Below are 14,092 nucleotides of genomic sequence, written 5' to 3'. Positions count from 1 at the left end.
GGCTCAGGATGACATTGGAATAAGATTCAAGGCTCTGGATGACGCAGGCATAACATTACAGAATGAATATTATTCTATAATTACGCAGTAAAATGTGAATTTTCGATACCGCTATAGGAGTCAAAAATGCGTAGAAGATTGTTGAGCGAAGGTGCTAAGGAACTTTCTTACGAAATCCGCGAGATCGTGAAGAAGGCGAACCAGCTCAAGGCACTCGGCTTGCCAATCCATTGGGAAAACATCGGCGACCCGATTGAAAAGAAATGCCAGGTTCCCGACTGGATCAAGGACATTGTTGTGGACCTCGTCCGCACAAACCGCAGCTACGGCTACTGCCCCTCCAAGGGCATGCTCGAGACCCGCGAATTCCTGGTGAAGGAGAACAACAAGCTCGGCGGTGCACAGATCAACGTCGATGACATCCTGTTCTTCAACGGCCTCGGTGACGCCATCGCCACCATCTATGGCCTGCTCTCGATGAACACCCGTATCATCGGACCGGCCCCGGCCTACTCTACGCATAGCTCTGCCGAAGCCGCCCATGCTCACACGGCACCGATTACCTACCGTCTGCAGCCGGAAAACCACTGGTACCCGGACCTCGAAGAACTCGAGAACAAGGTGAAGTACAACCCGAGCATCGCGGGCATCTTGATTTTGAACCCGGACAATCCGACCGGCATGGTCTACCCGCTCGAAATCCTCCAGAAGATTGTTGACATTGCCAAGCGCTACGGCCTCTTCATCATCTGCGACGAAATCTATAACAAGATTACGTACAATGGCGCCCATGCTTATGCGCTCGCTGAATACATCGGCGATGTCCCGGGCATTGCGCTCAAGGGCATTTCCAAGGAATACCCGTGGCCGGGTGCTCGTTGCGGCTGGGCAGAATACTACAACCGTGACAAGGACGAACAGTTCGACGCCTTCTGCCGCGCTATCGACAACGCCAAGATGGTCGAAGTTTGCTCCACGACGCTCCCGCAGATGACGATTCCGCGCGTTCTCGGCGACAAGCGTTTTATGGAACACCGCAAGGCCTTGAACGAAAAGATCGGCCGCAGGAGCGCCATCATCAACGAAATCCTCTCCGACATTCCGGAGCTGTATTTCAACCCGACTTACGGCGCATTCTACAACACCATCATCTTCCGCGAAGGGACTCTCAACAATCACCAGACACTGAAGATCGACAATCCGATTATCAAGAAGAAAGTCGAAGAATGGTGCAGCAAGACGACGAATCTCGACTATCGTTTCGTGTACTATCTCTTGGGCGCAAAGGGCATCTGCGTTGTGCCGAGTACAAGCTTCTGCACGGACCTCAAGGGCTTCCGCGTGACGCTCTTGGAAGAAGACGAAGACGAGCTCAGAAGCGTGTTCACCACGATTCACGACGCCATCATCGAATACCTGCATAGTTAGTTGTTGGTCATTAATTATTTATCGACCAATAGTTATAAGTTCAAAGATCCTGACACACAAAGTGCCAGGATTTTTATTTTGTATATTGTACCAAAACAAATAAAAGAAGGAATGTATGATAAAAAAATTAATCACCGGTTTTGCCTTATTGGCAACTTTGTCTCACGCATCATGGGACAACCTTCCCATCCAAGAAAAAGGATCTATCCAAGTTGCAGGTCAAATTAGCTACATGACCATGGATCCAATTTCAGGTCCGATGCTTGCTGTGGGCGCTCGTTTTTCACCGTTTAGCTGGCTTGAACTTTCTACAATTGTTCCTTTTGGATTCTTCAGCATCGACGGCACCCACAAGGGGATTGACGAGTCCAATCTGAGCGGTATCATGAACCCTCAATTCGGTTTGAAATTTCAGCTTTCAACGGGATTCAGCCTCTACGTAGACGGTTACCTGCCAAGCAGTAACGATATGGGACAAGATAATTTCGCTGTTGATTTTGGTCTGCAGCACTCAAACATTTTCACAAGCGTTATATGGGCCAAGTACATTGGCTATATGCTGGGCGACGCCTGGAATAATCAATACCTCCACTTTGGTACGGAAGTCGACGTCTTGTTCAGCAACTTTACTATTTATGCAGCCCTCAACATCATCAAGGGCGAAGAAGCCAGCGTCAGTAACTGTTACGGCGGCACCTGTTCCTCTGACGACGTAGGCGGAAACAACGGTGTTATCTTTGATATAGGTGCAAAGTTCAAGCTTTCTGATAATGTGACTCTGGATGCATCCGTAGAGATTACTGGAGGCGACCGTTACAATATTGAAGGTATCGATGAACCGACCATATTCAACGTCACTGTTTTCTATAACTTCTAATTAGATTTTTTCTCTAAAAAAAAGAACTCCCGGCACATCAGTGTCGGGAGCTCTTTTTTAAGTACAAGTCTTAGATTACATGAACCAGAAGGTCACACCGAGATGGAAACGCATGTTCTTGAAGCCGAAACTTGTAGAAGAGTCTTCATCTTCTTCATCTTCTTCGTCTTCTTCATCGAAGCCATAGTAGCTAGAACCATAGCTGGAGGCGTTGCTAGCAAAGTTTACAGCAGAAGAACCGACCTTATCCATGTCAATCATATTCGTCAAGCCAAATACAGCACGGAAATTGATATCAATCTTATCCGTAATAGAATAGCCAAGACCCGCAATAAGACCAAAGTCCACAGTGCTCTTCATATCACCATCGATATCTTCAGTATCTTCCATACCAAGCGATTCGACTTCTCTCGTTGCGCTAGCACTTACGTTAATACCCAAATAAGCACCGGCATCAATAAAGAAATTCGGGACCGGATTAATACGGGCTACCACAGGAATATCGATGTACAGGAAAGAGAACGTAACTTTCATGCTATAAAACATATCCATCACCTTTTCTGCTTGAGCTCTATTAATTCCACTATATCCACTAAATTGGCTATAAAATTCAATTTGGCTATATAAATCATCTTCATCCATAAACGCACCAAACGTTTTCTTCATCATTTCGCCATAATCCCAAGAAATTCGGCGATAATCAATACCAAGACCAGCCACAACAGAGAACATCGGGTTCACAACATACTTAGCTTCAGCACCGACATTAAAACCAGCGCCCCAGCCAATTTCGAGCAAGTCGGTATTGTCGCCCCAAGCTGTACCAAAACTACCGGCAGCATGAGCACCAAACTTAAAGTTATTCTGTGCAAATACAGCACTCGTCACAACAAGAGCTGCCAAAATGAGCTTTTTAAGCATATATTTTCTCCTTTCTAGAGTTTAAAAACTTACCGTCAATGTAGTTTAAAAAGCGTTTAAAAACAAGTTATTTTTTTCATATGTTAGAATTTTTTTGTTGTAAAGGACCAAAACGTTATAGCAATTCTTATAGACAAAAACTTACAACCAAATTTTTCGTCTTGCGTCCAAAAAAAGAATCCCGCTCTTTTGTGCGGGATTCTCGAGAAACAAACTAGATGTCTTCCGATTTCTTGATGGGGATTGGGAGGAACGGCGGTTCCAGTTCCAAGCAAATCGGGCAATGGTCCGAACCTTTGACATCGCTCAAAATTTCGGAGCTCACCACATTAGGCATGAGCGCTGCATCGACAAAGCCGTAATCCAAACGCCAACCGACATTGCGTTCACGGGCGCCAAAGCGATTTGACCACCAGGAATAGGCATCGCGGGTATCCGGATGCAACGTGCGGAATGTATCGACAAAGCCGTTTTCGACGTACTTGTCCATCCAGGCGCGTTCAATCGGCAAGAAACCGCTCACGTTCTCGTTTTCCTTCGGACGTGCAATATCGATTTCCTTGTGGCAGGTATTGTAATCCCCTACGGTCACCACATGCTTGCCATCGGCCAACCATTGTTTACAGTTTTCAAGGAATGCGTCATAAAAGCGGAGCTTGTAATCCAGGCGATCGTCCCCTTGGCCACCATTCGGGAAGTAAATGCAATTAAGCACCCAATCCGGGAACACCAGCTGGAGCACACGGCCTTCAACATCGAATTCCTCGATATCAAAGCCGTAGTTGACCGCATCCGGTTCAATCTTTGAATACACGGCCACACCACTGTAACCCTTCTTGCGCTTGCAAGCGTTCCAGTAGGTATAATAGCCTTCACGGCTTGCAACTTCAGCGACCTGGCTTTTTTCAGCGCGGACTTCCTGAAGGCAAAGCACATCGGGATCGGTCGCAGTGAACCAATCTTCAAAGCCTTTTTTCAGTACGGAACGAATACCGTTGACGTTCCAGCTGTAGATCTTCATTTTGACCCCAATCTCAATTTTCACGCCAAAGATAGAATATTTTTTCAAACTCCAAAGGGTAGAAAGCTATCATCCCCTCCATAAAGTTAATAAAACTTTACAATTTTGTCTTTATGAGCAAAAAACTACATCGATTTCGTTCATTTTCAAAAAAATTTACGCAATATTGTTTAATAATCTTATATTTGATAGCATGAAGAATAAATTTTTGTTGTCCTCTTGCCTCCTTGCCGTTTCATTCCTGATTGGTTGCGCAGGTTCCTCTGCCCAGAACGGCGAAGAACTCGAAGTTCCGACCGACCTTCCGCCAATTTGCCGCGATATCGACTTTGTCGCGAACCCTGACATGCGCGAAGTCTGCGGAGTCCGCAAGGCAAGCCGTCACAACATCGCTTATAAGAACATTCCTCAACAACGCTACTTGATCAAGCCGTCCGAGACGTCCATCGTCAAGACAAACGACAAGCTCGAGCTCCGCTTCCAGAACTCCCTGCCGATCACGCTTGACGGTCCGATCACTGAGGAACTCGTCTTTAACCAGGAAAAGCGCCTCGAACGTATCAAGAACACTTACGATTATTTTGAAATCACGAATCCTGGTACCGAACGCCTCCGCATTTTCAAGATGGGCATCCCGACCGACCGCGGAAACAAGTACAACTTCTGCTTCCGCATCCCAGAAAGAAAGGGTAACGACAGGACTCGCAGCAGGGCCATGGGCGTAAACATCGAAACCATGTCGTGCACGGAATTCGACAGAATCATTTCGAACCGATAAGAACAAGTTTTTAGCAGCTCTCAAAGAGCTGCTTTTTTTATGATGGAGATTCCCGCTCCGTGGCGGGAATGACAGAAAAGTGTCATTTTTTCGATTCTCTTTTTTGCTAAATTATCGGGCGGTAAAAAAGTGAACGAAAACAAGTACATACACAACGCTCTGCGGCAGATCCATGTGGATACGCCCTGTTCTCCCATTTCCGGATTCTCGATTTCCGGACTTGCAACATACATCCAAATTCCAGAGCTCGATTTTTGCATTGACATGGGCGAATGCCCGCTCTCGGCTATTCCCCTGAACCACGTGTTCCTGACGCACGCCCACGGCGACCATGCCCGTTGTCTGATGCGTCACCACAGTTTGCGCAAGATGATGGGCGTGGAACGCGACAGCGTTTATTACATGCCTGAATGCGTGAGCGAAAACGCAAAGGCTTGGATCAAGGCAGAAGCTTTATTCGAAGGTGTTGGCGAAGCGAAATTCCGCTACCCAGAAATTGAACCGGTTGTCGCAGGCGAATTGCAATTTTTGAGATACCGCAAGGACCTCGCACTCGAAGCGTTCGAAGTCAAGCACTCCATCCCGGCAATGGGCGGCACGCTCTACTTTTACAAGAAGAAACTCAAGGACGAATTCCTCGGAAAGACTCCGACCGAAATTATTGAACTCCGCAAGAACGGGGTCGAAATCACGCGTGAAGTTTACGAGCCGCTCGTAAGCTTTATGGGCGATTGCCTTGGCGAAAGCCTGCTCGACAACAGTCGCGTTTTCCAGTCGAAGGTGCTGATTACAGAATGCACGTTCCTCGACGATGGCGAAGAAGCGATGAGCAAAAAGAAGGGCCACAGCCACTTGAAAGACATCGTGCATGCGCTCAACGAACTTGACGACGAAATCAAGTGCGAAAAAATCATCTTGAGTCATTTCTCGATGAAGTATTCAGAAAGGCACATCCGCGAGATGCTAGACAAGGCCATCCCGGAGAAGTTTAAGGAGAGGATCATAGCGTTTATTTAGACGAGAGAACGGCGCAAGCGCCTACAGACGACAAATGCATAAAGCGAGAGTGAGCGAAATGCGCGGACAGCGTCATCCTGAGGACCGCAGGGACGAAGGATCCAGTAAAGTTTAATAGGAAACAAACAACATGGCAGAAGAAATCAACAACGAAATTTTAGAAGAAGAAAAGGCTCCGAAGGAAGTCGTGATTCCGGAGTTTTACCGCGACTTGAGTCAGGACCCGCAAATGAAGGCGCTGTGGCATTATGTGTTCCGCACAAATGGCGACCGCAAGCCCATCAAGACTCCGGACGGAAAGCCGCACAAGCTCGACTTCACCTGGAAGGACATGTTCCCGAACGAAAACGGACACATCGAAGTCGAAATCGGAAGTGGCAAGGGCAACTTCATGACGGACTATGCCGAGAAGCATCCGGACTACTTTATCATGGGTAGCGAATGGGACTTCACGTGGGCAGCATTTGCACACGAACGCATGGAAAAGCGCGGTATCGTCGCACAGGGCAATGCCGCCATGTTGCGCGGTGACGTTTTCTACTTCTTGCGTGACGCCGTGAAGGACAACACTGTCGATGCTTTCCACATGTACTTCCCGGACCCGTGGCCAAAGGAACGCCACCACAAGAACCGCTTGCTCCGCCCCGACTTCCTCGATGAAGTCGCACGTTGCCTTAAGCCGGGCAAGCGCATTTTCTACTGGGGTACCGACCACAAGGAATACAACGAAATTGCACTTGAGACGTTCGACGCCTATCCGACTTGCAAGGTGCTTGTCCGCAATACGGCAGAACCCACCGAAGGCATTACGACCGGCTTCGAACGCAAGTACAAGAAAGAAGGCAGACCTATTTACAGAAGTATTATTGAGTTTGAGAAGTAGAATTTAGTCAATGGTCTTATGTTAAAGCAACTCACAATAAACAGCTTTACACTCATTGCCGAAGCAAGCGTCCCGTTCCATGAAGGTTTTACCGCAATCACGGGTGAAACTGGCGCCGGCAAGTCAGTCTTGATGAAAGCGCTCCGCATGGTCTGCGGAGACAAGTCGCAAGCGTCGATGGTCCGCACAGGCGAAGAAAAAGCGGTCATCGAAGGGACATTCGACATTTCGAACGAACCCGAAGTCAAACAAATTCTTGCAAAGTTAGAACTCGATGACGACGATGAACTCATCATCCGCCGCGAGATTCTTGAAAACGGAAAGGGACGCGCCCGCGTGAACGGTTCCGTTGTGAGTCTCTCGGATTTGCAGGAGCTTGGAGAATCGCTTATCCAGATGCACGGGCAGAGCGAACAGCTGTTATTGCGCGACATCCGCACACATGCAAAGATGCTCGATGAATACGCGGGCAACAACGAATTGCTGATAAACTATTCAAAAAGCTACAACGCCTGGAACAACGTTCTCGCCGAAATTCAAAAGACTGAAGCGCACGCCAAAGATCTGGCGCAGCAAAAGGACTTTTTGAAATTCCAGTACGATGAACTTTCCAAGGCGGCACTCCGCGATGGCGAAGAAGAAGAGCTTGAAGAAAAAGTCAACGTCGCAAGCAAAAGCGAAGCGGAACACAATCTGCTGAATGAAATTCAAGGATTGATTGGTTGCGATAACGGCATCTTGGAACAGGTCCAGAACCTTCAGTACAAGTTGCGCAGTCTCGCTCAAAAAATTCCGCATTACGAAGAAGACTTGAACGCACTCGTCGAAGTCGCGGACCCGTTCGAAGGAATCTGCAAGGACCTGCAGAGGCTCCGCCCGTCAAAGTCCATGAGCCCCGTCGAAATCGACCGCGCCAATTCTCGAATTGCAACGATTCAAAAACTCAAGCGCAAGTACCGCACCGATGTGGCAGGGCTTATCGCGCTCACCGAACAACGTAAGCAGGAACTCGACAGTCTCGAGAATCTCGACGCCGACCTCGATGAGCTCAAACGCAAAGCTGAAGCCCACAAAGCAGAGACCTACCGCCTTGCGGCAAATCTCACCGAGAAGCGTAAAGAAGCTGCCCAGCGCTTTGACTCGGCCGTGCAAGAAATCTTGCACAGCCTCGGCATGCCGAAAGCCAAATTCTTTACGAGCATCACGGAGCAGGACCCGACACCAAACGGCGCAGACCGCATCGAATTCTTGCTCGCCCCGAACCCGGGCGAAGGCGAAAAGTCGTTGCAAAAGGCAGTCTCCGGCGGTGAACTCAGCCGTGTGCTGCTCGCCATCAAGAGCGTCATGGCAGAACTCGACAAGGTCCCGCTCCTGATTTTCGACGAAGTGGATTCCGGAATTTCTGGCGAAACGGGCAATAGCATTGGCGAAGCTCTGCGCAATTTGGGCAAGCATCATCAGGTGCTCACCATCACCCACTTGCATCAAGTCGCAAGTCGAGCCCAAAATCAGCTCGCTGTGAGCAAGAAAGAGATTGACGGAAGGACATTTACGTCCATTATTGACCTCGACATTAACGGACGTATCGAAGAAATTGCTAGAATGTTAGGTGGAACTTCGGAAACAGTCCGCACCCATGCAAAGCAACTGTTGGAGAATAATTTATGACAGAACCAGAAAATACATCTGATGTTCGTTTACGTTCACGCATTTGGAGTGTGTTACGAGCACTCATATTTATCTGCGTCATAATCTTCATCTGGAAAGACTGGACCACGATGGCATGTTCCTTTGTGGGTATCGCTCTTATCATGGGTTGGGTCAACTTGTTCCAGCTCAAGAGCCAGGAAATTGAAAAACCGTATTACAGACTTTGGCTTAATACCATTGACGGTTTTTTACAGTTCATCGTGATGACTAGTATTTTCGTCCGAGACCTGTTCCAAAACGAAAGTGCCGAAAAAATCCTAGGTGTCGGTTGCGCCGTTTTACTGGGGCGATTAATCGCGCACACGCTATTCTCGCTCGGAGTTCTCCGCGAAGGCAAGCAACTCCCCCGCAAGCGCCGTTGGAGCAAGCTCGCCAATTTATCCATTACAATTACGATGGGCGTGTACTTGCTGAACTTGGAAAATTTCCAACAAATTATGATGGTGATTTCCATTTTGCTCATCGCCGCATCCACAGCCGCTTACGCTTACTGGTACTACCGCGACCCAGCACACAGAAAACCGCTTTCGATTGCAAGCCAGCTCACCATGAGCCGCATTGTGCTCACGCCGTTTTTCCTCTGGGTATTTTTCTACGATAACGATCTGGACTACAGCAACAACAATATCGTTTTCAAAGTCTTGGCTCTCGTGATGGTGCTTGGCTTTATGCTCACCGACTTTTTGGATGGCAAGCTTGCCCGCGCGATGGGCGAAGTCAGCACACTCGGCAAGTACCTCGATCCGTTCAGCGACAAGATTTCGAACATGACGATTTTCATGTGCTTCATCGCCACAGGTTATGCGCCTGTGTGGATGGTCGCCCTGATTTACTTCCGCGAATCTAGCGTGGAGACTCTCAGAACTCTCGCCGCAAGCGAAGGCCTTGTGATGCCCGCACGCCGCAGTGGCAAATGGAAAACTGCATTGCAGGGGATTGGCATTGTAGCAATTCTCCTCGGAGCAATTGACCCCATCCGCGAATTGATTCCAGGATTCAACAACATTTGGCAGCAGTTCCCGATTGTGGTGATGGGCGTCATAACCGCCATTACAATCATCAGTGGAATTGATTATTTCTACGCCAGCAAGCACATTTTGAAAAAATTCGTATAGTTGATTTTTTCGCAAAAATCGCAGGAAAAAGCATAAAAAAAACTTATTCTGCGATTTACTCTGTTCCCTAGTCTTGCCAAACCCATTATAATTTTCTATATATGGGACAACCTCGACGCGGGGTGGAGCAGTTGGTAGCTCGTCGGGCTCATAACCCGAAGGTCGCAGCGTTCAAGTCCTGCCCCCGCTACTAAAAAGACTTAGATTAAATCTAAGTCTTTTTTTATATTTGTAGCATGTCTCGCATTTCAGAACAAGAAGCTCTCGATTTATTTTTGAACGCACCGCTCAATGAACTTTGCGCACGCGCCAATGCTGAAAAAGAAACGCGCCACGGCAAGTCCGTTTACTGGGTGAACAACCGCCAAATCAACTACACGAACGTGTGCGTGCTGCACTGCAAATTCTGCGCATTCAGCCGCATCAAGAAAGATAGTCCGACCGCTTACGACTGGAATTACGAAACCATCCGCGACAAGGCCGCCGAAGCCATTAGCAAAGGCGCCCGCGAATTGCACATTGTTGGCGGGCTCCATCCCGACCATCCGTTCGATTACTATATCGAGATGTTGCGCAAGCTCCGCAAGGAATTTCCGTCTGCAAACTTGAAAGCTTTTACCGCCGTTGAAATTTGCCACTTCGCCAAGATTTCTGGCCAGACACCCGAACAGATTATGGCAACGCTCAAGGACGCAGGCCTTGACGCACTCCCCGGTGGCGGTGCCGAGATTTTAGTACAAAGTGTACGCGACAAGATTTGCCCGGGCAAAGAAACAGGCGAAGAATGGCTCGCCGTCCATCGCGCCGCGCACAAGCTCGGCATTCCGACGAATGCGACCATGCTCTTCGGCCATATCGAAAAGATTGAAGACCGCATCGCGCACATGAAGATGCTCCGCGACTTGCAAGACGAGGCTCCGGGATTTTTCGCATTCATTCCGCTCGTGTACCATCCGGAACACAATGCGCTCCACCAGATTGTTCCGAACATCACAAGCGAAGAAGACATCCTGCGCACGGTCGCTGTTTCTCGTTTGTTCTTGGACAACTTCCCGCACATCAAGGCATACTGGATTCAGATGGGCATCGAAACTGCCATGAAGGCGCTCCATGCCGGCGCATCGGATTTGGACGGTACGATTATCGAAGAGAAGATTACGCATGCTGCTGGCGCCACGGTCCCCGTGGGCATGAGCCCGGAACGCATGCAAGACCTCATCAAAAAAGAAGGCCTCGTTCCGGTGGAACGAGACGCCTTGTACGAAAGATTCTCGTAATTCAAGACTTAACTGGATCCTTCGGGCATTCGCCCTCAGGATGACGAAGTAGCAATGGCGGCGCACCTACGCGAGGACGCCGATTTCCTTGAGGTAGCGGCCGAGAGCATCCTGCCATGTGGGGAGTGGCTTGAAACCAGCTTCCACGAGTTTGCTCTTGTCCAAGCGGCTATTGAACGGACGTGCGGCCTTCGAGAGTCCGTATTCCGCCGTCGTCACCGGCAACACCTTAGTCGGGAGCCCAGCCTGCTTGTAGATTTCCTTGGTGAATTCGTACCAGCTGATGAATCCGCCTTCGTTCGTGGCGTGATAGTAGCCGTACTTGTCCGTTTCAATCATATCGACGAGGAGGCGGCTCAAGTCGAGCGTGTAAGTCGGCGTACCAATCTGGTCGTAAACAACGCGGACCGTATCGTGAGTCTCGCCCACCTTGAGCATCGTCTTGATGAAGTTCTTGCCATTGAGGCCGAATACCCAAGCGATACGCACAATGAAATACTTTTCAAGCGTTCCGCTCACGGCAAGTTCGCCCTTGAGCTTGGATTCGCCATAGACGTTGAGCGGTTCGTAATCCTTGCAGTCCGGTTTCCACGGAGAAGTGCCGCGACCATTAAACACGTAGTCCGTGCTGATGTAGACCATCTTTGCATCAATTTCTTTTGCAACGCGGGCGATGTTTTCCGTGCCTTCGGCGTTAATTGCAAAGACCTTCGCCTTCTTGTCATCGTCTTCGGCAAGGTCCACTGCCGTCCAGGCAGCGCAATGCACAATCACGTCCGGCTTTACGCTCTTGATCGTTTCTGCAACCGCAGCAGCATTCGTAATATCCATCGGAACATAAGGCATCGTGGTCACAGCGCTTCCATCGGCCACACCGGAATATGTAGGAGCGATATCGCTACCGACACCTTCGTAGCCACGCTTTGCAAGTTCGTTCATCACATCGTGACCCAGCTGGCCACCGACACCAGTTACCAAAACTTTCATAATAAAACCTCTGCGTGTGAATATAGCAATTAGCCACTATTTTCTATCTTTGGGCTCGATGTTTGAAGCGTTAAATTTTCATTTTTCGGCATACGACTGGCTGCTCGTTTTCATGGTCACCGCCCTCGGCACCTTGAGCGCCTACCTGAAGGACCCGCAACTCAAGGCGGTCACGGCGACGATCCCTATTCCCTGCGGTTTTGCCTACATCGCCGTCGGACTCCCGATGGGCACCGAAAATGCTGTTTCGGGTTTCATGTGCATGTTATACGTACACATCGTTCGCATTCTCCATTACAAAGTAAAAGTTCCTATTGTACCGTCGATTATCGCAGGCCTAGCCTTCTTTGTCGCGCTCGGAACATTTTTGCACGCGCGCATCCCGGAAGGCGAAGCGTACTTTATCGGCGCTTGCGTTTTCGACTTTGTCATCGGCGTGATTTTCTTCCAGAAGCAAAAGTACAAAGCCGGCGTGCGCTACAAGACCCCGCTCCCGGTTTACATCAAGGCTCCCGCCATTGCAGGCGTCGTTTCCGGACTCATGTTCATCAAGCGCCTGATGGGCGGTTTTTGCACCAGCTTCCCGATGATGAACTCCATCGTAAGCTACGAGAGCCGTTACTCGCTAGGCGACCAATGCAGACAGCTCCCGCTCTTCCTCATCGCAGGTCCGTTCATGTTCATCACCATGCGCTATGTGGAAATCGGTTTCGGGCTCAATCACTGGATTGTACTCCTCATCGGCTACATAGTTTTTGCACTGATTTACTGGCCGCTCAACAAAGAACTCAAGCGCCGCAACGAAATCAACTACAATTCCGACAAGCCAGCCGAAGCTAAAGCGTAAAAAGCGCATAATTCACGGATTTTGGAAAAATTTACTTGAAGAAACCCCTCAACATAAATAGATTTAGAGGGATAAAAACAAGGAATTTCACGCAATGCATAAAATTTCTCGCATTTCTTTAGCTTTTACCGGCGCAATTCTTTCAGCCTCGCTCTTGGCAGCCTGCGGCGACGACAGCTCGCCCACCTCATTTGACAACCAGAGCAACGTGGCTTCGAGTTCTTCGAACGCGCTGACAGAGCAAAATTCAAGTTCTTCCACGACTTTGCTTCCGGCAAGTTCCGCAGATATCGCAAGCTCTGCTGACGCCGCTAGCTCCAGTTCCGCAATCGTTCAAAATGGAGAGTCCAGCTCTTCTGCAGAAATTCCGCCGTCACAGTCCAGCTCCTCGGCAGAAGCAACACCGCTCGATCCGGGCTGCGTCGAAACACCAGTCGCCACAATTACCCTTGACACCAACGGACTTGCTGACATCGCCGACGTATTCAAGAGCGTCCGCTGCAACGAAAAGGCAGTGTTCATCATCCGCCACGGAGAACGCGTAGACGGTCAAACCGGTCAAGAAGTCCCCCTCACCTATTATGAAGGTGAACCAGACTCCATCGGCGGAGAGCCCACAGACGGAGTCCGTCAAGCCCTCGCAGTCGGCAAAAAACTCATCAGCGCAGAAGAATTCGTATTTTCACACACCAACTTCGTTCGCACAGAACAGACATGCCAAAACATAGCCCTCGGCCGTGGACAAGCGACATTCCCGCACGACACAACCAGTCTGTATTCCATCAACTGGTTCAAGAAGGATAGCGAACGCTACAAGTTCTACGATGATTCTACAACGAATGTCCGTCTCGTCATTGCAGGCTGGGCATTCGACAACCTCTATGCCGACGCATTCTACGATCTCAAGGAAAAATCCGAAGAAATCGTGAAAAAAGACATCGCCCCGAGCTATGCCTCCATGAACAAGTACCGCGTCATTTGCACTCATGATGACTTTATACTCCCGTTCAGCGTATACGTTTCTAACGGAGCCGTAAACTACAAATACCACGTCACAAGCCACTGGCCGTACTTCCTCACCGGTGTCGCTGTCATTATCGACAACAAGGACCAGATCAGATACGTGCCATTCAGAGGACTTGGCGTCGGCGTGGAATAACAACCATCCGGCTATTTTATAGCTAAAAACGGCTTTTTAGCAAGAATCCCCGAAAATCGACTGATTTCGGGG

13 protein-coding genes and 1 tRNA gene are annotated in these 14,092 nt (G+C 49.2%); 11 read left to right on the top strand and 3 right to left on the bottom strand.

Going from position 1 to position 14,092, the window contains the following annotated elements:
* Window positions 1-126: 126 nt before the first annotated feature.
* Together B7991_RS05475 and B7991_RS05470 are read left to right on the top strand one after the other, a co-directional pair.
* Window positions 127-1,428, top strand: coding sequence for a pyridoxal phosphate-dependent aminotransferase (locus tag B7991_RS05475; protein WP_088629948.1), 1,302 nt, complete (start codon window positions 127-129; stop codon window positions 1,426-1,428).
* Between the two features lie 238 nt (window positions 1,429-1,666).
* The gene (locus B7991_RS05470; protein ID WP_141099840.1) at window positions 1,667-2,305 is read left to right on the top strand and encodes a hypothetical protein; all 639 of its coding nucleotides are present in this window, start codon (window positions 1,667-1,669) and stop codon (window positions 2,303-2,305) included.
* A gap of 75 nt (window positions 2,306-2,380) precedes the next feature.
* On the opposite strand, the gene B7991_RS05465 is transcribed toward B7991_RS05470, so the two are convergent.
* Complete coding sequence (locus tag B7991_RS05465; protein ID WP_088629946.1) at window positions 2,381-3,226, bottom strand: porin family protein; 846 nt, start codon at window positions 3,224-3,226, stop codon at window positions 2,381-2,383.
* A gap of 214 nt (window positions 3,227-3,440) precedes the next feature.
* Window positions 3,441-4,247: an exodeoxyribonuclease III gene (locus B7991_RS05460; protein WP_088629996.1), complete on the bottom strand. Its 807-nt coding sequence runs from the start codon at window positions 4,245-4,247 to the stop codon at window positions 3,441-3,443.
* A gap of 193 nt (window positions 4,248-4,440) precedes the next feature.
* Here B7991_RS05460 and B7991_RS05455 point away from each other — a divergent pair, with 193 nt between their 5' ends.
* From B7991_RS05455 to mqnE, 7 genes are all read left to right on the top strand, one after another.
* A complete protein-coding gene (locus B7991_RS05455; protein ID WP_235002830.1) occupies window positions 4,441-5,025 on the top strand; it encodes a hypothetical protein in 585 nt (194 codons plus the stop codon).
* Between the two features lie 129 nt (window positions 5,026-5,154).
* A complete protein-coding gene (locus B7991_RS05450; protein WP_088629944.1) occupies window positions 5,155-6,042 on the top strand; it encodes an MBL fold metallo-hydrolase in 888 nt (295 codons plus the stop codon).
* A 130-nt stretch (window positions 6,043-6,172) separates the two neighbouring features.
* Complete coding sequence (locus B7991_RS05445; RefSeq protein ID WP_088629943.1) at window positions 6,173-6,925, top strand: tRNA (guanosine(46)-N(7))-methyltransferase TrmB; 753 nt, start codon at window positions 6,173-6,175, stop codon at window positions 6,923-6,925.
* A gap of 18 nt (window positions 6,926-6,943) precedes the next feature.
* The gene (recN, locus tag B7991_RS05440) at window positions 6,944-8,593 is read left to right on the top strand and encodes a DNA repair protein RecN (protein WP_088629942.1); all 1,650 of its coding nucleotides are present in this window, start codon (window positions 6,944-6,946) and stop codon (window positions 8,591-8,593) included.
* The gene (pgsA, locus tag B7991_RS05435; RefSeq protein ID WP_088629941.1) at window positions 8,590-9,750 is read left to right on the top strand and encodes a CDP-diacylglycerol--glycerol-3-phosphate 3-phosphatidyltransferase; all 1,161 of its coding nucleotides are present in this window, start codon (window positions 8,590-8,592) and stop codon (window positions 9,748-9,750) included. The genes recN and pgsA overlap by 4 nt, the downstream gene beginning before the upstream one ends.
* A 116-nt stretch (window positions 9,751-9,866) precedes the next feature.
* A tRNA-Met gene (locus B7991_RS05430) sits at window positions 9,867-9,940 on the top strand.
* Between the two features lie 46 nt (window positions 9,941-9,986).
* The gene (mqnE, locus tag B7991_RS05425) at window positions 9,987-11,027 is read left to right on the top strand and encodes an aminofutalosine synthase MqnE (protein ID WP_088629940.1); all 1,041 of its coding nucleotides are present in this window, start codon (window positions 9,987-9,989) and stop codon (window positions 11,025-11,027) included.
* 66 nt (window positions 11,028-11,093) lie between these two features.
* Here the strand turns inward: mqnE and rfbD are convergent, their stop codons facing one another.
* The gene (gene rfbD, locus B7991_RS05420) at window positions 11,094-12,014 is read right to left on the bottom strand and encodes a dTDP-4-dehydrorhamnose reductase (RefSeq protein WP_088629939.1); all 921 of its coding nucleotides are present in this window, start codon (window positions 12,012-12,014) and stop codon (window positions 11,094-11,096) included.
* A 58-nt stretch (window positions 12,015-12,072) separates the two neighbouring features.
* Between rfbD and B7991_RS05415 the strand changes: the two genes are divergently transcribed.
* Entirely contained in the window at window positions 12,073-12,861 is a 789-nt protein-coding gene (locus tag B7991_RS05415) for a hypothetical protein (protein WP_088629938.1), read from the top strand.
* A gap of 94 nt (window positions 12,862-12,955) precedes the next feature.
* Window positions 12,956-14,020 (top strand): histidine phosphatase family protein, encoded by a 1,065-nt coding sequence (locus B7991_RS05410; RefSeq protein WP_088629937.1) that lies wholly within the window; start codon window positions 12,956-12,958, stop codon window positions 14,018-14,020.
* Window positions 14,021-14,092 lie beyond the last annotated feature (72 nt).

This window comes from Fibrobacter sp. UWB3, assembly GCF_002210405.1.
Taxonomy (GTDB): domain Bacteria; phylum Fibrobacterota; class Fibrobacteria; order Fibrobacterales; family Fibrobacteraceae; genus Fibrobacter.
Note: the sequence above shows the minus strand (reverse complement) of the source record. Positions and strands in the feature narration are given on the sequence as shown.